The sequence below is a fragment of the Pseudomonas sp. B14(2017) genome (assembly GCF_002113255.1).
Lineage (GTDB): Bacteria > Pseudomonadota > Gammaproteobacteria > Pseudomonadales > Pseudomonadaceae > Aquipseudomonas > Aquipseudomonas putida_Z.
Map to the genome: position 1 here is coordinate 213,247 of NZ_NEJY01000001.1, position 17,726 is coordinate 230,972.

Genomic DNA, 17,726 nt, shown 5'->3' on the forward strand with positions numbered 1-17,726 from the left:
CTGTGGGAGCTGGCTTGCCGGCGATGGGCTGCGAAGCAGCCCGCTATGGCTTCACTTTTGGTTACAGCGCTGCAATCCGCGCATGCTGCTCGGTGAAGTTGGCCAGGGCCTGTTCGGACTCGGCCAGCTTGGCGCGCTCCTTCTCGATCACGGCAGGCGGTGCCTTGTCGACGAAGGCGGCGTTGGACAGCTTGCCACCCACGCGTGCCACTTCACCCTGCAGGCGCTGGATTTCCTTGTTCAGGCGCGCCAGCTCGGCATCCTTGTCGATCAGGCCGGCCATTGGCACCAGCACTTGCAGGTCACCGACCAGGGCGGTGGCCGACAGCGGCGCTTCGTCGGCATCGCCCAGTACGGTGAACGACTCGACCTTGGCCAGCTTCTTCAGCAGGGCTTCGTTTTCCTGCAGGCGACGCTGGTCGTCGGCGTTGGCGTTCTTCAGGAACAGCGGCAGCGGCTTGCCCGGGCCGATGTTCATTTCGGCGCGGATGTTGCGCAGGCCGACCATCAGCTCCTTGAGCCACTCGATGTCGCCTTCGGCGGCAGCATCGATGCGGCTTTCATTGGCCACCGGCCATGGCTGCAGCATGATGGTCTTGCCTTCGATGCCGGCCAGCGGTGCGATGCGCTGCCAGATTTCTTCGGTGATGAACGGCATGAACGGGTGTGCCAGGCGCAGCGCCACTTCCAGCACGCGCACCAGGGTGCGGCGAGTGCCACGGGCGCGCTCGACCGGGGCGTTCTCGTCCCACAGCACTGGCTTGGACAGCTCCAGGTACCAGTCGCAGTACTGGTTCCAGATGAACTCGTACAGCGCCTGGCTGGCCAGGTCGAAGCGGAACTGCTCCAGCTGGCGGGTCACTTCGGCTTCGGTACGCTGCAGCTGCGAGATGATCCAGCGGTCGGCCAACGACAGCTCGTAGGCCTCGCCGTTCTGGCCGCAGTCCTCGCCCTTGTCCAGCACGTAGCGGGCGGCGTTCCAGATCTTGTTGCAGAAGTTGCGGTAGCCTTCGACGCGGCCCATGTCGAACTTGATGTCGCGGCCGGTGGAGGCCAGCGAGCAGAAGGTGAAGCGCAGGGCGTCGGTGCCGTAGCTGGCGATACCTTCGGGGAACTCGGCCTTGGTCTGCTTGGCGATCTTCTCGGCAAGCTTGGGCTGCATCATGCCGCTGGTGCGTTTTTCCAGCAGGGCGTCGAGGGTGATGCCGTCGACGATGTCCAGCGGGTCCAGCACGTTGCCCTTGGACTTGGACATCTTCTGGCCCTGGCCGTCACGTACCAGGCCGTGCACGTACACGGTCTTGAACGGTACCTGCGGGGTGCCATCCTCGTTCTTGATCAGGTGCATGGTCAGCATGATCATGCGCGCAACCCAGAAGAAGATGATGTCGAAGCCGGTCACCAGCACGTCGGTGGAGTGGAACTTCTTGAGGAACTCGGTCTGTTCCGGCCAGCCCAGGGTAGAGAAGGTCCACAGGCCCGAACTGAACCAGGTGTCGAGTACGTCGTCGTCCTGGCGCAGGACCACGTCGGCGCCCAGGTTGTGCTTGGCGCGCACTTCTTCCTCGTTGCGGCCGACATAGACCTGGCCGGCCTCGTCGTACCATGCCGGGATGCGGTGGCCCCACCACAGCTGGCGGCTGATGCACCAGTCCTGGATATCACGCATCCAGGAGAAGTACATGTTCTCGTACTGCTTGGGCACGAACTGGATGCGGCCATCTTCCACGGCGGCGATGGCAGGTTCTGCCAGCGGCTTGGTGGAAACGTACCACTGGTCGGTCAGCCACGGCTCGATGACGGTGCCCGAACGGTCGCCTTTCGGCACTTTCAGCGCGTGGTCATCGATGCTGACCAGCAAGCCCTGGGCATCCAGGTCGGCGACGATCTGCTTGCGCGCGACGAAGCGGTCGAGGTTGGCATACTGGGCCGGCAGGCGGGTGTCCACCTGCTCGTTGACGCTGCCGTCGAGGTTGAAGGCCTGCGCGCTGGCCAGCACGAAGGCGTTCTTGTCGAAGATGTTCAGCAGCGGCAGGTTGTGGCGCTTGCCGACTTCGTAGTCGTTGAAGTCGTGGGCCGGGGTGATCTTCACGCAGCCGGTACCGAACTCGGGGTCGCAGTAGTCGTCGGCGATGATCGGGATGCGGCGGCCGACCAGCGGCAGTTCGACGAACTTGCCGATCAGTGCCTGGTAGCGCTCGTCGTTCGGGTTGACCGCCACGGCGGCGTCACCCAGCAGGGTTTCCGGACGGGTGGTGGCGACTACCAGGTAGTCCTTGCCTTCGGCGGTCTTGGCGCCGTCGGCCAGTGGGTAGCGCAGGTTCCACAGGTGGCCCTTCTCGTCGTGGTTTTCCACTTCGAGGTCGGAGATGGCCGTGTGCAGCTTGGTGTCCCAGTTGACCAGGCGCTTGCCGCGGTAGATCAGGCCATCTTCATGCAGGCGCACGAAGGCTTCCTTGACCGCTTCGGACAGGCCGTCGTCCATGGTGAAGCGCTCGCGGCTCCAGTCGACCGACGAGCCCAGACGGCGGATCTGACGGCTGATGTTGCCACCGGACTGGTCCTTCCATTCCCAGACCTTTTCCAGGAACTTTTCGCGGCCCAGGTCATGCCGGTTCTGGCCCTTGGCCTCGAGCTGGCGCTCGACCAGCATCTGGGTGGCGATACCGGCGTGGTCGGTGCCTGGCTGCCACAGGGTGTCGCGGCCTTGCATGCGGCGGAAACGGATCAGGGCGTCCATGATCGCGTTGTTGAACCCGTGGCCCATGTGCAGGCTGCCGGTCACGTTCGGCGGCGGGATCATGATGGTGTAGGACTCGCCTGCACCTTGTGGGGCGAAATAGTTCTCGGACTCCCAGGTGTTGTACCAGGAAGTTTCGATGGCGTGCGGCTGGTAGGTCTTATCCATGCGCGGCGGGACCCTGTGCATTTATTCGGGAAAGCCGGGAAGTATAACCAAGCTGGGGGCCGCAGGCGACAAGCTGCTGACAACTGTCGGAACAGTGGCGCCTGCTTCGCGGGCACGCCCGCTCCTACAGGTGCACCACAGGTCTTGCGGGCTGTGGGGACCCTGTGGGAGCGGGCGTGCCCGCGAAGCAGGCGACCCGGATGTTCGGTATATCTACTCGGAACGCTTGATCAACCGCTCGATCCGCGCATCCAGCCGGCGCTTGATCTCGTTCTCGATGTGCGGGGTGAAGTCGTTGATCACGTCCTGCATGATCATCTGCGCCGCCGCACGCAGTTCGCTTTCCAGGTGCAGCAGGGTGTCCTGGCGACGGGTCTGCGGGTCATCTTCGGGTTCGGCAGCTACCGGTTCGGCCGCAGGCACATGATTGCCGGGCGCTTCTTCCAGCAGCAACGGGATCTGCTCCACCGTCTCGGTCAGCAGCGGCGGTTGCAGGTCGGCGTCGCCAAGCAACTGGCGTATCGACTCGAGGTCATCGAGCAGATGGGCGGAATCGGGCAGGGGGGAGGGCTTGTCCATCGTCGTCAAAGTCGCTGTAAGCGGTGGTCTTGCAGAGCATAGCCCTGTTCACGGTAGAAACGGAATCGTTCACGGGCCGATTGGCGGATGCCAGGCTCTTCAACGACTATTTCGGCCACCCGTTCGAACTGGCCGACGAAGGCCGGTACGCCGGCGCCCAGGTTGATCAACAGGTCGTGGTGGTCGCCTGCACTGTCGGCGGCCAGGCCCAATGCCACGCTGGCATCGGCATGTGCCTCCGCGAGGTCGTGGGGCACGAAGGCCTCACCCTTGAAGCGCCACAGGCGTTGGTCCAGCTCGCTGCGCTGCTCGGCGTCCTGGCAATGCAGGTAGACCCGGTGGCCAAGGCGCCAGGCCTTTTCGCACAGCTTGCAGGCGAAATCGAGCCGCGCCGACAGCGAGTCGGTGGGCAGGATGTAGAAATCGACTTTGCTCATGGTGGTATCGCCGGCCGGCGGCGCACGGGGCGCCACCGGCTTCATGGCGTCAGGCGCCAGCGCGGTCCAGCAGGTACTGGGTCAGCAGGGGCACAGGGCGGCCAGTGGCGCCCTTGTCCTTGCCACCACTGACCCAGGCGGTGCCGGCGATGTCCATGTGCGCCCAGTCGTAGGCCTTGGCAAAGCGCGACAGGAAGCAGCCGGCGGTGATGGTGCCGGCCTTCGGCCCGCCGATGTTGCCCATGTCGGCGAACGGGCTGTCCAGCTGCTCCTGGTACTCATCGAACAGCGGCAGCTGCCAGGCACGGTCGTCGGCGCGCTTGCCGGCGTCGAGCAACTGGCCGACCAGGTCGTCGTTGTTGCCCATCAGGCCGGTGGTGTGGCTGCCCAGGGCGACGATGCAGGCACCGGTCAGGGTGGCGATGTCGATGACTGCCTGCGGCTTGAAGCGCTCGGCGTAGGTCAGGGTGTCGCACAGCACCAGGCGGCCTTCGGCGTCAGTGTTGAGGATTTCCACGGTCTGCCCGCTCATGGTGGTGACGATGTCACCCGGGCGGGTGGCGCCGCCGCTCGGCATGTTCTCGGCGCAGGCCAGCAGGCACACCAGGTTGACCGGCAGCTGCAGCTCGAGCACCGCACGCAGGGTGCCGAGCACGCTGGCGGCACCGCACATGTCGTACTTCATTTCGTCCATGCCGGCACCAGGCTTGAGGCTGATGCCGCCGGTGTCGAAGGTAATGCCCTTGCCCACCAGCACGAACGGCTTGTCCGCCTTCTTGCCGCCTTGGTAGTTGAGCACGATCAGGCGTGGTGGCTGGTCGCTGCCCTGGCCGACGGCGTAGAACGCGCCCATGCCCAGGTCCTTGATCTTTTTCTCGTCCAGCACTTCGACTTTCAGCGCCTTGTGCGCCTTGCCCAGGTCCTTGGCCTGTTCGGCCAGGAAGCTTGGGTGGCACAGGTTGGGCGGCAGGTTGCCCAGGTCGCGGGTGAAAGCCATGCCGGTGGCGATGGCGCTTGCATGCTTGACGGCACGCTCGACCTCGGCCTGGCCGGCCTTGTCGGCCAGCAGGGTGACCTTCTTCAGGGCGCGCGGCTCGGCCTTCTGGCTCTTGAAGCGATCGAACACGTATTCGCCGTCGAGCAGGGTTTCGGCCAGCAGGCGGTACTTGCCATAGTGGGCATCGCGGTTGCTGACCGCGATGTCGTCCAGGGCCAGCACTGCGTCAGCGCCGTTCAGGCCCTTGAGCACGCCGGCGACGCTGGCGACCAGTTTGCGCCAGGCGCGGTCGCCCAAGGCTTCGTCCTTGCCGCTGCCCACCAGCAGTACGCGCTCGGCCTTTAGGCCCGCGAGGTTCTGCAGGAGCAGGGTCTGGCCCGGCTTGCCGGCCAGGTCGCCACGCTTGAGCACGGCACTGATGGCGCCCTCGCTGGCCTGGTCGACGGCCTTGGCCACGGCGCCGAGCTTGCGGTTTTCACCTACCGGGAGGACCAGGGTGGCGGTTTTTACGGATGCAGCAGCTACGCTTTTTACAACCAGTTCCATGTCAGGATCCCCGAATGATCGATACAGTCGGCGCTGTGTGTTCCAGCGCTCTGGACAGGCCTGGCCGCGTCGTCGCGCGCCAGCGGAAAAGCTGCCAGTTTGAGCCTGCGGCAAGCGTGCTGACAACCCCGTTATGCGCCTTCATGCGCGGCGAAGTGACAGGGGCGGTCAATCACAGGATAATGCGCGCACTTTACATGGAGGTTCGCCTTTGGCGAACCGGCATTGGTCTTGGCTGTACTAAGTCATTGTCTGGCGCCATTGATTGGCAGTCCGCCCTGACAACCCAGGAGTGTCTGGTTTGATCGTCTTTCGTTATCTGTCCCGCGAGGTCCTGGTGACCTTGAGCGCCGTCAGCGCCGTGCTGCTGGTGATCATCATGAGTGGGCGCTTCATCAAGTACCTGGCCCAGGCTGCCCAGGGTGTGCTCGACCCGAGCGTGCTGTTCCTGATCATGGGCTTCCGCCTGCCGGGCTTCCTGCAGCTGATCCTGCCTCTGGGGCTGTTCCTCGGCATTCTCCTGGCGTACGGGCGCCTGTACCTGGAAAGCGAGATGACCGTGCTGTCGGCCACCGGCATGAGCCAGCAGCGCCTGCTGGGCCTGACCATGGCACCGGCCGCCCTGGTTGCCCTGCTGGTGGCCTGGCTTAGCCTGAGCCTGGCGCCGCTGGGTGTTGCCCAGGTGCAGCAGATCATCAGCCAGCAGGATGCCCTGACCGAGTTCGACACCCTGGTGCCGGGCCGCTTCCAGACCCTGCGCGACGGCTCGCGGGTGACCTACACCGAAGAGCTGTCGGACGACCGCATCAACCTGGCCGGGGTGTTCATTTCCGAGAAGCGCTTCAACCAGGACAAGACCAAGGACCGCGCCCCGTCGGTGCTGGTTGCCGAAAAAGGCCACCAGGAAATCCAGGCCGACGGCAACCGCTACCTGGTGCTGGAAAACGGTTACCGTTACGACGGCAACCCGGGCCAGGCCGATTACCGTGCAATCAAATACGACACCTACGGCGTGCTGCTGCCCAAGCCGGAAGTCGCCGAGGAAGTGACCGATCGCGAAGCCATCCCCACTTCCGAGCTGATCGGCAAGAAAGGCCTGCGTGAGCGCGCCGAGCTGCAATGGCGGCTGTCGCTGCCGATCCTGGTGTTCATCGTCACCATGCTGGCGGTGCCGCTGTCCCGGGTCAACCCGCGCCAGGGCCGCTTCCTCAAGCTGCTGCCGGCAATTCTTCTGTACATGGCCTACCTGACAATGCTGATTTCCGTACGTGGCGCCCTCGAGAAGGGCAAACTGCCGATCGCCCTGGGCATGTGGTGGGTCCACGGCCTGTTCCTGCTGATCGGCCTGGGCCTGATGTACTGGGAGCCGCTGCGTCTCAAGCGCGCCGCCCGTCGTGCGGAGGTGGCCCATGGGTAAGCTCGACCGCTACATCGGCCAGAGCGTGCTGCTGGCCATCCTCGCCGTGCTGGGGATCATCCTCGGCCTGGCTTCGCTGTTTGCCTTCATCGACGAGATGAGCGACCTGAGTGACACCTACACGGTGATGGAGGCGGGCAACTTCGTCCTGCTGACCGCACCGCGGCGCCTGTACGAAATGCTGCCGATGGCTGCCTTGATCGGCTGCCTGATCGGCCTGGGCAGCCTGGCCAGCAGCAGCGAACTGACCATCATGCGTGCTGCCGGGGTTTCCATCGGGCGCATCGTCTGGGCGGTGATGAAGCCGATGCTGGTACTGATGCTGGTCGGCCTGCTGATCGGCGAGTACGTGGCGCCGGTGACCGAGAACAAGGCCCAGGCCGACCGTTCCCTGGCCCAGGGTGGTGGTGATGCGCAAAGCTCCAAGCGCGGCATGTGGCACCGCCAGGGCGAGGAGTACGTGCATATCAACGCCGTGCAGCCTAACGGCCTGCTGCTGGGTGTGACCCGTTACCGCTTCGACAGCGAGCGCAAGATCGTCACCTCGAGCTTCGCCCGCCGTGCACAGTACCAGGACGACCACTGGATGCTCAGCGACGTGCGCACCACCTTCTTCCGTGGCGACCACACCGAAGTGGTGACCGCGCCGCAGGAGCGTTGGGACGTTTCGCTCACGCCGCAACTGCTCAATACCGTGATCCTCGCGCCGGAGTCGCTGTCCATCACCGGGCTGTGGGACTACATCCACTACCTGTCCGACCAGGGCCTGAACAATGCCCGTTACTGGCTGGCGTTCTGGACCAAGGTGTTGCAGCCGATGGTGACCGCGGCGCTGGTGCTGATGGCCATTTCCTTCATCTTCGGCCCGCTGCGTTCGGTAACCCTTGGCCAGCGCGTGTTCACCGGTGTACTGGTGGGCTTCGTGTTCCGCATCGCCCAGGACCTGCTGGGGCCTTCGAGCCAGGTGTTCGGCTTCCCGCCGCTGCTGGCGGTGGTGATCCCGGCAGGCATCTGTGCGCTGGCCGGTGTGTGGTTGTTGCGCCGGGCAGGTTGATGGCCTGAGCTGTACAAAAAAGCCGACCTCAGGGTCGGCTTTTTGCTGGTATTTGTGTTGCCTTCTTCGCGGGCTTGCCCGCTCCCACAGGTTCATCACAGGTCCTGAGGATGGTGAGGTTCCTGTGGGAGCGGGCAAGCCCGCGAAGAGGCCGGAGCAGGCAATACAAGTCTCAGTTCATTTCTTCTGCTTCGGCACCCGCACCAGCTGGCTTTCCGAATAGATGTCATGCCAGCCCCGCTGGCGCTTGTCGATCAAGACCCAGAAAAACCCCAGCCCCAGGCACAGCCACGAGGCAATCGACACCACGAAGCGCAGCAGCGCCTGCCACAGGCTGATGGCTGTGCCATCGGCGTTCTGCACCCGCACGCCCCACACCTGCATGCCCAGGGTCTGCCCGCCATGGGTCCAGAACTTGGCAAAGAAACCGAACAGAACGAACAGCAACACGGTGGACAACAGCGGGTCGCCGTCCAGTGCGCCAGCCTCGGTCAGCTCACGCATGCGGGCTTCGCCGATGATCGCCATCTGGATCATCTTGTAGGCACCGGCGGTCACGATCAGCAGCGCCGTGCACAGCAGGAAGTCGTAGAACATCGCCGCCAGGCGCCGGCCCAGGCCGACCGGCGGAAAATCACCCTGGGGTGTGAGCAGAGGCTTGGACATGCAAAACGGCTCCAGAAGACGAAGCCGCTATTCTACGGGCAAAAAAAAGCCCCTGCACTTGGCAGGGGCTTTTCTCGAAGTCGGGTTCGGCTTAGCCGGCGACCTGAACTTTGTCAGCCTGCATGCCTTTCTGGCCCTGGACTGCTTCGAAGGTGACCTTCTGGCCTTCTTTCAGGCTCTTGAAGCCGTTACCTTCGATAGCGCGGAAGTGCACGAACAGATCCGGACCGCTTTCTGGGGTGATGAAGCCGTAACCTTTTTCGTCATTGAACCACTTGACGGTACCGTTCTGACGCTCAGCCATTGTCTTATTTCCTATGAAGCTTGAATTTTGATGACAGTTTCTTTTGCAATAAAGGAAGCAAAAGATTACTGGGCTGGGTTGCAGGAAAGTAAGAGACGTCGAACGGGTTGTAGCAGATTGCGGCTACTGGCCCAGGTCACGAACTGTTGCGACCCATGCAAACACAGTGCAGTGACTCTACGCCAACTCCCGAGCGAAAAACAAGCCCTTGGTCGTATGGAAAATCGGCCGTTTGCCGATAACCGACCGATTTGTCGGAAACGGCATGGCGCCTGGCCTGGCGCCATGTTCAAAAGTTATTGGACAGGTTCGAAAACGAATATGTCGAACCTGCCCGCAACCTTCACAAAGCGGCTTCAGCCCCGGTAGTAACGTTGTGCCACGAAAGGCATTTTGCTGACTTTCAAGGCAACCTTCTTGCCGCGCACCACGGCAAACAGTGGGGTGTCGATAGCGCTATGTTCACTATCGATATAACCCATTGCTACAGGTGCACCGAGTGTCGGGCCAAAGCCGCCGCTGCACACTTTGCCTACAGGTTTATCGTTTGCATCGACAATATCCGCGCCTTCACGTACTGGGGTACGCTCCTGCGGCAACAGGCCCACACGTTTGCGCGCCACACCATCGCGCTGATGAGCGAAGATGGCCTCGGCACCCGGGAAGCCGGCGGCACGCGCGCCATCGGCACGGCGAACCTTGGAAATGGCCCACAACAGGCTGGCTTCCACCGGCGTGGTTTCGGTGTTCATGTCGTGGCCATACAGGCACAGGCCGGCTTCCAGGCGCAGCGAGTCACGCGCACCCAGGCCGATCGGCTGTACTTCGGGCTCGGCCAGCAGGCGGCGGGCCAGGGCTTCGGCGGCATGTACCGGTACCGAGATTTCGTAGCCGTCTTCGCCAGTGTAGCCCGAGCGGCTGACGAAGCAGTCTTCACCCAGCAGTTTCACCGGGCGGAACTGCATGAAGGTCATGCCGGCCACTTCCGGGGCCAGGCGCTCCAGCACCTTGACCGCCGCCGGGCCTTGCAGGGCCAGCAGAGCGCGCTGCTCGAACAGCGGCTGCACCTCGCAACGGCTACCGATGTGCGCTTGCAGGTGGGCCAGGTCCTGGTCCTTGCAGGCGGCGTTGACCACCAGGAACAGCGTGTCGTCGCCCAGGTTGGCGACCATCAGGTCGTCAAGGATGCCGCCTTGCTCATTGGTGAACATGGCATAGCGCTGCATGCCCACCGGCAGGTCGATGATATCCACCGGCACCAGGCTTTCCAGGGCCTTGGCGGCATCGCTGCCGCGCAGGGTGATCTGGCCCATGTGCGAGACATCGAACAGGCCGGCCTGCTCGCGGGTGTGCAGGTGTTCCTTGAGCACGCCCAACGGGTACTGCACCGGCATGTCATAGCCGGCGAACGGCACCATGCGCGCACCCAGTTCCAGGTGCAGGGCGTGCAGTGGGGTCTTGAGCAGTGTTTCGGACATCGGTGACTCCTTGCTGTTGTTGTCGGGTCAACATTCGATGATGTTGACGGCCAGGCCGCCACGGGCGGTCTCTTTGTATTTGCTTTTCATGTCGGCGCCGGTCTGGCGCATGGTGCGGATGACCTTGTCGAGCGACACGTAGTGCTGCCCGTCGCCGCGCAAGGCCATGCGCACCGCGTTGATCGCCTTCACCGAGCCCATGGCGTTGCGCTCGATGCAAGGCACCTGGACCAGCCCGCCAATCGGGTCGCAGGTCAGGCCCAGGTTGTGTTCCATGCCGATTTCGGCAGCGTTTTCCACCTGTTGGACGGTGCCACCCATCACCTCGCACAGCGCCCCGGCGGCCATCGAGCAGGCCACGCCGACCTCGCCCTGGCAGCCAACTTCGGCGCCGGAGATGGAGGCGTTTTCCTTGTACAGGATGCCGATGGCCGCGGCGGTGAGCAGAAACCGCACCACCCCGTCCTCGTTGGCTCCCGGTACGAAGCGCATGTAGTAATGCAGCACCGCCGGGACAATGCCCGCCGCGCCGTTGGTCGGAGCGGTGACCACACGCCCGCCATAGGCGTTTTCCTCGTTCACTGCCAGGGCATAGAGGTTGACCCAGTCGAGTACCGACAGGGCATCGCGCAGGCTGGCCTCCGGGTTGCGGCTCAGTTGGCGGTACAACGCCGGTGCCCGGCGCTTGACCTTGAGCCCGCCCGGCAGGATGCCTTCATGCTGGCAACCGGCTTCGACGCAATCCTGCATCACCTGCCAGATGCGCAGCAGCCCGGCACGGGTTTCCGCCTCGGGGCGCCAGGCCGCCTCGTTGGCCAGCATTACCTGGCTGATCGACAGGTTTTGCCCGGTGCAATGGCCGAGCAGCTCCTTGGCGGTCTTGAACGGGTAGGTCAGCGGTGTGCTGTCCTCGACGATGCGGTCGTGGCCGGCAGCGTCCTGGTCGACCACGAAACCGCCGCCCACCGAGTAGTACTCGCGGCTGCGGATTTGCAGGCCGGCCTCGTCGAAGGCGCGGAAGATCATGCCGTTGGGGTGGTAGTCCAGCGGCTTGCGGATCATCGCCAGGTGCTGCTTTTCGATGAACGCGATGCTGTGCTCGCCGAGCAGGTTCAGCCGACCGCTGTCGCGGATGGCCTGCAGGCGGGCAGGGATGGTGTCGGTGTCGATGACATCGGGGTGTTCGCCTTCAAGGCCCAGCAGCACGGCCTTGTCGCTGCCGTGGCCCTTGCCGGTGGCGCCGAGCGAGCCGTACAGCTCGGCCTTGACGCTGACCGTGCGGGCCAGCAGGCCATCACGGCGCAGCCCTTCGGCGAAGCGCGCGGCGGCGCGCATCGGGCCGACCGTGTGCGAGCTGGAGGGGCCGATGCCGATCTTGAACAGGTCGAAGACGCTCAAAGACATTGCTCATTCCCTCCGGTAAGTAAGGCGAGTGCTGCGCACTCGATCGCCGGCAAGCCAGCTCCCACAGGTACTGCACTAGCCTTGAGTGCGGTGAGGCCCCTGTGGGCGCTGGCTTGCCGGCGATGAGGCCTGAGCGCCGGGTCAGGCGTCCTGATAGCTCTCGATCGACGGGCAGGCGCACACCAGGTTGCGGTCGCCGAACACGTTGTCGACCCGGCCGACCGGCGGCCAGTACTTGCCTTCCACCAGGCTCGGCAGCGGGTACACCGCCTGCTCGCGGCTGTAGCCATGGGCCCATTCGCCAACCAGCTCGGCCGCAGTGTGCGGGGCGTTCTTCAGCGGGTTGTCGTCCTTGTCCAGGCTACCGTTCTCGACCGCGCGAATTTCTTCGCGGATCTGGATCATCGCGTCGCAGAAGCGGTCCAGTTCTTCCTTGGACTCGCTTTCGGTCGGTTCGATCATCAGCGTGCCCGCCACCGGGAAGGACATGGTCGGGGCATGGAAGCCGAAGTCGATCAGGCGCTTGGCCACGTCGTCGACGCTGATGCCGCTGGTGTCCTTCAGTGGGCGCAGGTCGAGGATGCACTCGTGGGCCACCAGGCCATTGCCGCCGGTATACAGAACAGGATAGTGCTCTTCCAGGCGACGGGCGATGTAGTTGGCGTTGAGGATCGCCATCTGCGAGGCACGCTTGAGACCGGCACCGCCCATCATGCGGATGTACATCCAGGTGATCGGCAGGATGCTGGCGCTGCCGAACGGCGCGGCACAAACCGCGCCCTCGGTGTTTTCCAGCTGCGCATGGCCGGGCAGGAACGGCGCCAAGTGCGACTTGACGCCGATCGGGCCGACGCCCGGGCCGCCACCACCGTGCGGGATGCAGAAGGTCTTGTGCAGGTTCAGGTGGGATACGTCGCCGCCGAACTTGCCCGGGGCGCACAGGCCGACCATGGCGTTCATGTTGGCGCCGTCGATGTACACCTGGCCACCGTTGTCGTGGATGATCGCGCAGATTTCGCCGATCGCTTCCTCGAACACGCCGTGGGTCGACGGGTAGGTGATCATTATCGCGGCCAGGCGCTCGCGGTGCTCGATGGCCTTGGCGCGCAGGTCCTCGACATCGACGTTGCCGCGGGCATCACAGGCGGTGACCACCACGCGCATGCCGGCCATGTGCGCGGTTGCCGGGTTGGTGCCGTGGGCCGACGACGGGATCAGGCAGATGTCGCGGTGGCCTTCGCCACGGCTGCGGTGGTAGGCGCGGATGGCCAGCAGGCCCGCGTACTCGCCCTGGGAACCGGCGTTGGGCTGCAGCGACACGGCGTCATAGCCGGTGGCGGCGCAGAGCATGGCTTCCAGCTCGGTGGTCATCTGCAGGTAGCCCTGGCTCTGCTCGGCCGGGGCGAACGGGTGCAGGTTGCCGAACTCGGCCCAGGTGACCGGGATCATTTCGCTGGCGGCGTTCAGCTTCATGGTGCACGAGCCCAGCGGGATCATGCTGCGGTCCAGCGCCAGGTCCTTGTCGGCCAGGCGGCGCAGGTAGCGCATCAGCTCGGTTTCGCTGTGGTAGCGGTTGAATACCGGGTGGGCGAGGATGGCTGACTGGCGCAGCAGGGCGGCAGGCAGCAGCGAGCCGGTGCTGGCGGCCAGGGCGTTGAAGTCCGGCTGGGCCTGGTCGCCACCGATCAGCTGCCACAGGGCCTCGATATCGGCCTGGCTACTGGTTTCGTCCAGCGACAGGCCCACGTGGGCAGCGTCGATCTGGCGCAGGTTGATGCCTTGGGCGCGCGCCTTGTCATGCAGGCTGGCAGTGGCACTGCCGGTGGCCAGGGTCAGGGTGTCGAAGGCGCTGGCGCCCACCACCTGCACGCCCAGCGTCTTCAGGCCGGCGGCCAGGATCGCGGTCAGGGCATGGGTACGTTCGGCGATGCGCTTGAGGCCGGCCGGGCCGTGGTATACGGCGAACATGCTGGCGATGTTGGCCAGCAGCACCTGGGCGGTGCAGATGTTGCTGGTGGCCTTTTCGCGGCGGATGTGCTGCTCGCGGGTCTGCATGGCCAGGCGCAGGGCGGTCTTGCCGAAGCGGTCGATCGACACGCCGACCAGGCGGCCCGGCATGTCGCGCTTGAACGCGTCACGGGTGGAGAAGTAGGCCGCGTGCGGGCCACCGAAGCCCAGTGGCACGCCGAAGCGCTGGGCGCTGCCGATGGCCACGTCGGCGCCGAACTCGCCCGGCGGGGTCAGCAGGGTCAGGGCCAGCAGGTCGGCGGCCACGGCGACCAGGGCGTTGGCGGCGTGGAAGCGCTCGACCACTTCGCGGTAGTCGAACACTTCACCGTTGCTGGCCGGGTACTGCAGCAGGGCGCCGAAGAAGGCGCTGACATCGACCAGCTCGCGCTCGTCGCCGACCACGATCTCGATGCCCAGCGGCTCGGCACGGGTGCGCAGCACGTCGAGGGTTTGCGGGTGGCAGTGCACGGAGGCGAAGAAGGCGTGGCTGGCCTTGTTCTTCGACAGGCGCTTGCAGAAGGTCATGGCCTCGGCCGCAGCGGTGGCTTCGTCGAGCAGGGAGGCGTTGGCGATCGGCAGGCCGGTCAGGTCGCTGATCAGGGTCTGGAAGTTCAGCAGCGCTTCCAGGCGGCCCTGGGAAATTTCTGGCTGGTACGGGGTATAGGCGGTGTACCAGGCCGGGTTTTCCAGCAGGTTGCGCAGGATCGGCGCCGGAGTGTGGGTGTTGTAGTAGCCCTGGCCGATGTAGCTCTTGAACAGCTGGTTCTTGCCGGCGATGGCCTTGAGCGCGGCAAGCGCGTCGGCTTCGCTCTGGCCGTCGTGCGAGCCGAGCACGCTGGTGCCTTTGATGCTGTCGGGAATGACCGCGGCGGTCATGGCTTCCAGCGAGTCGAAGCCGAGGGCGGCCAGCATGGCCTGCTCGTCAGCGGCGCGCGGGCCGATGTGGCGGGCGATGAATTCGTTGGCGGTGCCGAGGTTGATGGTCATGGCGGGGTTCCTCAGGCGTCGTCGTTGGCTTTGATCAGGCGGTCATAGGCGTCCTGGTCGAGCAGGGCGGCCACGGCGCTGGCGTCGGCGGGAATGAAGCGGAAGAACCAGCCTTCGCCCATCGGGTCTTCGTTGACCAGTTCCGGGCTGTCTTCGAGTTGGTCGTTGATCTGGACCACTTCGCCAGTCAGGGGCATGTACACACCGCTGGCGGCCTTGACCGACTCGACGGTGGACGCTTCGCTGCCTTTCTCATACTGCTGCAACTCTGGCAGTTGCACGAAAACCACATCGCCAAGGGCGTTCTGGGCGTAGGCGGTGATGCCCACGGTGACGCTGCCATCGGCTTCGACGCGCAGCCATTCGTGATCTTCAGTGAAACGCAACTCGCTCATGGGGAATCCTCGGGAAGCAGGGCGTTAGGCGCAGTGGCTCCGCGCTCTTGGGGTTGGGATTCCCTTAGCAAAAATGCGGCCAATCATTAAAAATCGTTATAAATCAATGTGTTAACTATTTTGCGTAATCATTTTGTCATCCTTGTGGAATGAAAACGCTACAGCGGGTGGGGGATGGAAAAGGGTTTGGGGATCAAACCCTTGCACAGCCGTATCCGAATGGGCGTGTATCGATTTGAATACGGTGTATTGAAATCAATACGGCCCTGCCTGCAGGGCGCGAGTTTCAGCCGCCAGCCCTTCAGGCAGCCCTTTTTGCGATGCCTGGTCTACGTAGTTCTACGTAGATCGCGCCCGTAGTACTGCGAATTTTCTTGTGGACCCGGGATGGCGAAAGTGTCGCCGTCCTTATCCGGACACATACAACAACAAAAGCCGTCGCAGGTTTACCATCCGCGACAGGAGAAAATTCGATGACCACACTGGCTACCCGAATTGCCTGGTTTGCCGTTGCCTTGCTTGGTGCATTTGCGCTGGGCACGCTTGCCCTGCGCAGGGGCGAAGCCATCAACGCCCTCTGGATCGTGACCGCAGCAGTTGCCATCTACCTCATTGCCTACCGTTACTACAGCCTGTTCATCGCCAACAAGGTGATGCAACTGGACGCCGCACGCGCCACGCCCGCCGTACTCAACAACGACGGCCTGGACTACGTACCGACCAACAAGCACATTCTCTTCGGGCACCACTTTGCTGCCATTGCCGGCGCGGGCCCTCTGGTTGGCCCGGTGCTTGCCGCACAAATGGGCTACCTGCCCGGCACGCTCTGGCTGATCGCCGGTGTGGTCCTGGCGGGTGCTGTCCAGGACTTCATGGTGCTGTTCATCTCTACCCGTCGCAACGGTCGCTCCCTGGGCGAACTGGTACGCGAAGAGATGGGCTCCATCCCCGGTACCATCGCCTTGTTCGGTGCCTTCCTGATCATGATCATCATCCTCGCGGTGTTGTCGCTGATCGTGGTCAAGGCGCTGGCGGAGAGCCCCTGGGGCATGTTCACGGTAATGGCCACGTTGCCGATTGCAGTGTTCATGGGCGTCTACATGCGCTACCTGCGCCCAGGGCGTATCGGTGAGATCTCCGTGATCGGCGTGGTCCTGCTGCTGGCGTCCATCTGGTGCGGTGGCCTGGTCGCCGCCGACCCAGTCTGGGGGCCTGCGTTCACCTTTACCGGGTTGCAGATTACCTGGATGCTCATCGGCTATGGCTTCGTTGCCGCGGTACTGCCCGTCTGGCTGATCCTGGCGCCACGGGACTACCTTTCGACCTTCCTCAAGATCGGGACCATCGTCGCCTTGGCAATCGGCATCCTGGTCATCGCCCCCGACCTGAAAATGCCAGCCGTTACCCACTTCATCGATGGCACGGGCCCGGTCTGGAAGGGCGCCCTGTTCCCATTCCTGTTCATTACCGTGGCTTGCGGCGCGGTGTCTGGCTTCCACGCGTTGATCAGCTCGGGTACCACACCCAAGCTGTTGGCCAATGAAAGTCATGCCCGTTACATCGGCTACGGCGCGATGCTGATGGAGTCCTTTGTCGCGATCATGGCCATTGTCGCGGCATCGGTCATCGAACCTGGGATCTACTTCGCCATGAACAGCCCGGCCGCCGTGGTGGGTGGCGATGTCGCGACCGTGGCGGCTACCGTGAGCAGCTGGGGCTTCACCATAACGCCGGAGATCCTGCAACAGACTGCCGCCGACATTGGCGAGCACACCATCCTGGCTCGCGCTGGCGGAGCGCCGACCTTGGCCGTGGGGATTGCCCAGATCCTGCACCAGGCGCTGCCAGGCGAGAACACCATGGCGTTCTGGTACCACTTTGCAATTCTCTTCGAGGCACTGTTCATCCTCACTGCCGTCGATGCCGGCACCCGTGCGGGACGCTTCATGCTGCAGGACCTGCTCGGCAATTTCGTGCCGGCACTGAAGAAGACCGACTCCTGGACAGCGAACCTGATCGCTACCGCAGGTTGCGTGGCCATGTGGGGCTGGCTGCTGTACCAAGGGGTGATCGACCCGCTGGGTGGCATCAATACCCTGTGGCCGCTGTTCGGCATCTCCAACCAGATGCTGGCCGGGATCGCGCTCATGCTCGGCTGTGTGGTGCTTATCCGCATGAAGCGTCAGCGATACGTCTGGGTTACCTTGATTCCAGCCGTCTGGCTGCTGATCTGCACCACTACGGCCGGTCTTATCAAGCTGCTGGACAAGGACCCCTCGATGGGCTTCCTGGCGCTTGCCAAGAAGTACAGTGATGCTGCCGCCGCAGGCCAGGTACTGGCGCCTGCGAAGGATCTGATGCAAATGCAGCACGTTGTGTTCAATGCCTATACCAACGCGACGCTGACAGCACTGTTCCTGTTGGTGGTCCTGAGCATTCTTTGTTTTGCCGTGAAGGTTGGGCGCCGTGCCTGGGTCATGCCCGAGCGCACCGACAAGGAATCACCGTTCCAGCCACAGCCGGACGCCTGAGGGGGCGCCCGGA

General features: G+C 63.9%; 13 protein-coding genes. 3 read left to right on the forward strand and 10 right to left on the reverse strand.

Annotated elements, in window-relative coordinates:
- Nucleotides 1-61 precede the first annotated feature (61 nt).
- The 4 genes from CAG34_RS01040 to CAG34_RS01055 all read right to left on the reverse strand — a co-directional run bounded on the left by CAG34_RS01040 (nucleotide 62) and on the right by CAG34_RS01055 (nucleotide 5,467).
- Entirely contained in the window at nucleotides 62-2,908 is a 2,847-nt protein-coding gene (locus CAG34_RS01040) for a valine--tRNA ligase (protein ID WP_013971095.1), read from the reverse strand.
- A gap of 213 nt (nucleotides 2,909-3,121) precedes the next feature.
- Nucleotides 3,122-3,487, reverse strand: coding sequence for a hypothetical protein (locus tag CAG34_RS01045; RefSeq protein ID WP_013971096.1), 366 nt, complete (start codon nucleotides 3,485-3,487; stop codon nucleotides 3,122-3,124).
- Nucleotides 3,488-3,492: 5 nt separating this feature from the next.
- Nucleotides 3,493-3,924 carry a DNA polymerase III subunit chi gene (locus CAG34_RS01050; RefSeq protein ID WP_085587688.1) on the reverse strand — a complete coding sequence of 144 codons (432 nt, stop codon included), beginning with the start codon at nucleotides 3,922-3,924 and terminating at the stop codon, nucleotides 3,493-3,495.
- Nucleotides 3,925-3,973: 49 nt separating this feature from the next.
- Entirely contained in the window at nucleotides 3,974-5,467 is a 1,494-nt protein-coding gene (locus tag CAG34_RS01055) for a leucyl aminopeptidase (RefSeq protein WP_025337839.1), read from the reverse strand.
- Nucleotides 5,468-5,768: 301 nt separating this feature from the next.
- On the opposite strand from CAG34_RS01055, the gene lptF reads away from it, so the two are divergent.
- Together lptF and lptG are read left to right on the forward strand one after the other, a co-directional pair.
- On the forward strand, nucleotides 5,769-6,884 hold the full coding sequence (gene lptF / locus CAG34_RS01065) for an LPS export ABC transporter permease LptF (RefSeq protein WP_025337841.1): 1,116 nt from the start codon (nucleotides 5,769-5,771) through the stop codon (nucleotides 6,882-6,884).
- On the forward strand, nucleotides 6,877-7,938 hold the full coding sequence (gene lptG / locus CAG34_RS01070) for an LPS export ABC transporter permease LptG (protein ID WP_025337842.1): 1,062 nt from the start codon (nucleotides 6,877-6,879) through the stop codon (nucleotides 7,936-7,938). Before lptF ends, lptG begins: the two co-directional genes overlap by 8 nt.
- A gap of 177 nt (nucleotides 7,939-8,115) precedes the next feature.
- Here lptG and CAG34_RS01075 read toward each other — a convergent pair whose 3' ends face one another.
- The 6 genes from CAG34_RS01075 to gcvH form a co-directional block, all read right to left on the reverse strand.
- A complete protein-coding gene (locus tag CAG34_RS01075; RefSeq protein ID WP_075043880.1) occupies nucleotides 8,116-8,604 on the reverse strand; it encodes an RDD family protein in 489 nt (162 codons plus the stop codon).
- A 91-nt stretch (nucleotides 8,605-8,695) separates the two neighbouring features.
- The gene (locus tag CAG34_RS01080) at nucleotides 8,696-8,908 is read right to left on the reverse strand and encodes a cold-shock protein (RefSeq protein ID WP_003257941.1); all 213 of its coding nucleotides are present in this window, start codon (nucleotides 8,906-8,908) and stop codon (nucleotides 8,696-8,698) included.
- A gap of 356 nt (nucleotides 8,909-9,264) precedes the next feature.
- Nucleotides 9,265-10,386, reverse strand: coding sequence for a glycine cleavage system aminomethyltransferase GcvT (gcvT, locus tag CAG34_RS01085; protein WP_085587505.1), 1,122 nt, complete (start codon nucleotides 10,384-10,386; stop codon nucleotides 9,265-9,267).
- 27 nt (nucleotides 10,387-10,413) lie between these two features.
- Nucleotides 10,414-11,790, reverse strand: coding sequence for an L-serine ammonia-lyase (locus CAG34_RS01090; RefSeq protein WP_015269079.1), 1,377 nt, complete (start codon nucleotides 11,788-11,790; stop codon nucleotides 10,414-10,416).
- Between the two features lie 141 nt (nucleotides 11,791-11,931).
- Nucleotides 11,932-14,787, reverse strand: a complete 2,856-nt coding sequence (gene gcvP, locus CAG34_RS01095) for an aminomethyl-transferring glycine dehydrogenase (protein WP_085587507.1) — start codon at nucleotides 14,785-14,787, stop codon at nucleotides 11,932-11,934.
- A gap of 11 nt (nucleotides 14,788-14,798) precedes the next feature.
- Complete coding sequence (gene gcvH, locus CAG34_RS01100) at nucleotides 14,799-15,182, reverse strand: glycine cleavage system protein GcvH (protein WP_003257943.1); 384 nt, start codon at nucleotides 15,180-15,182, stop codon at nucleotides 14,799-14,801.
- Between the two features lie 473 nt (nucleotides 15,183-15,655).
- Here gcvH and CAG34_RS01105 point away from each other — a divergent pair, with 473 nt between their 5' ends.
- Complete coding sequence (locus CAG34_RS01105; protein WP_025337847.1) at nucleotides 15,656-17,713, forward strand: carbon starvation CstA family protein; 2,058 nt, start codon at nucleotides 15,656-15,658, stop codon at nucleotides 17,711-17,713.
- The last annotated feature ends 13 nt before the right edge of the window (nucleotides 17,714-17,726 follow it).

Excerpts from the sequence above, each read along its gene's own strand:
- CAG34_RS01040 (WP_013971095.1), bottom strand. The coding sequence starts at position 2,908 with ATGGATAAGACCTACCAGCCGCACGCCATCGAAACTTCCTGGTACAAC.
- CAG34_RS01075 (WP_075043880.1), bottom strand. The coding sequence starts at position 8,604 with ATGTCCAAGCCTCTGCTCACACCCCAGGGTGATTTTCCGCCGGTCGGC.
- CAG34_RS01090 (WP_015269079.1), bottom strand. The coding sequence starts at position 11,790 with ATGTCTTTGAGCGTCTTCGACCTGTTCAAGATCGGCATCGGCCCCTCC.
- CAG34_RS01105 (WP_025337847.1), top strand. The coding sequence starts at position 15,656 with ATGACCACACTGGCTACCCGAATTGCCTGGTTTGCCGTTGCCTTGCTT.
- gcvH (WP_003257943.1), bottom strand. The coding sequence starts at position 15,182 with ATGAGCGAGTTGCGTTTCACTGAAGATCACGAATGGCTGCGCGTCGAA.
- gcvT (WP_085587505.1), bottom strand. The coding sequence starts at position 10,386 with ATGTCCGAAACACTGCTCAAGACCCCACTGCACGCCCTGCACCTGGAA.
- lptG (WP_025337842.1), top strand. The coding sequence starts at position 6,877 with ATGGGTAAGCTCGACCGCTACATCGGCCAGAGCGTGCTGCTGGCCATC.
- CAG34_RS01080 (WP_003257941.1), bottom strand. The coding sequence starts at position 8,908 with ATGGCTGAGCGTCAGAACGGTACCGTCAAGTGGTTCAATGACGAAAAA.
- CAG34_RS01050 (WP_085587688.1), bottom strand. The coding sequence starts at position 3,924 with ATGAGCAAAGTCGATTTCTACATCCTGCCCACCGACTCGCTGTCGGCG.
- gcvP (WP_085587507.1), bottom strand. The coding sequence starts at position 14,787 with ATGACCATCAACCTCGGCACCGCCAACGAATTCATCGCCCGCCACATC.
- CAG34_RS01045 (WP_013971096.1), bottom strand. The coding sequence starts at position 3,487 with ATGGACAAGCCCTCCCCCCTGCCCGATTCCGCCCATCTGCTCGATGAC.
- CAG34_RS01055 (WP_025337839.1), bottom strand. The coding sequence starts at position 5,467 with ATGGAACTGGTTGTAAAAAGCGTAGCTGCTGCATCCGTAAAAACCGCC.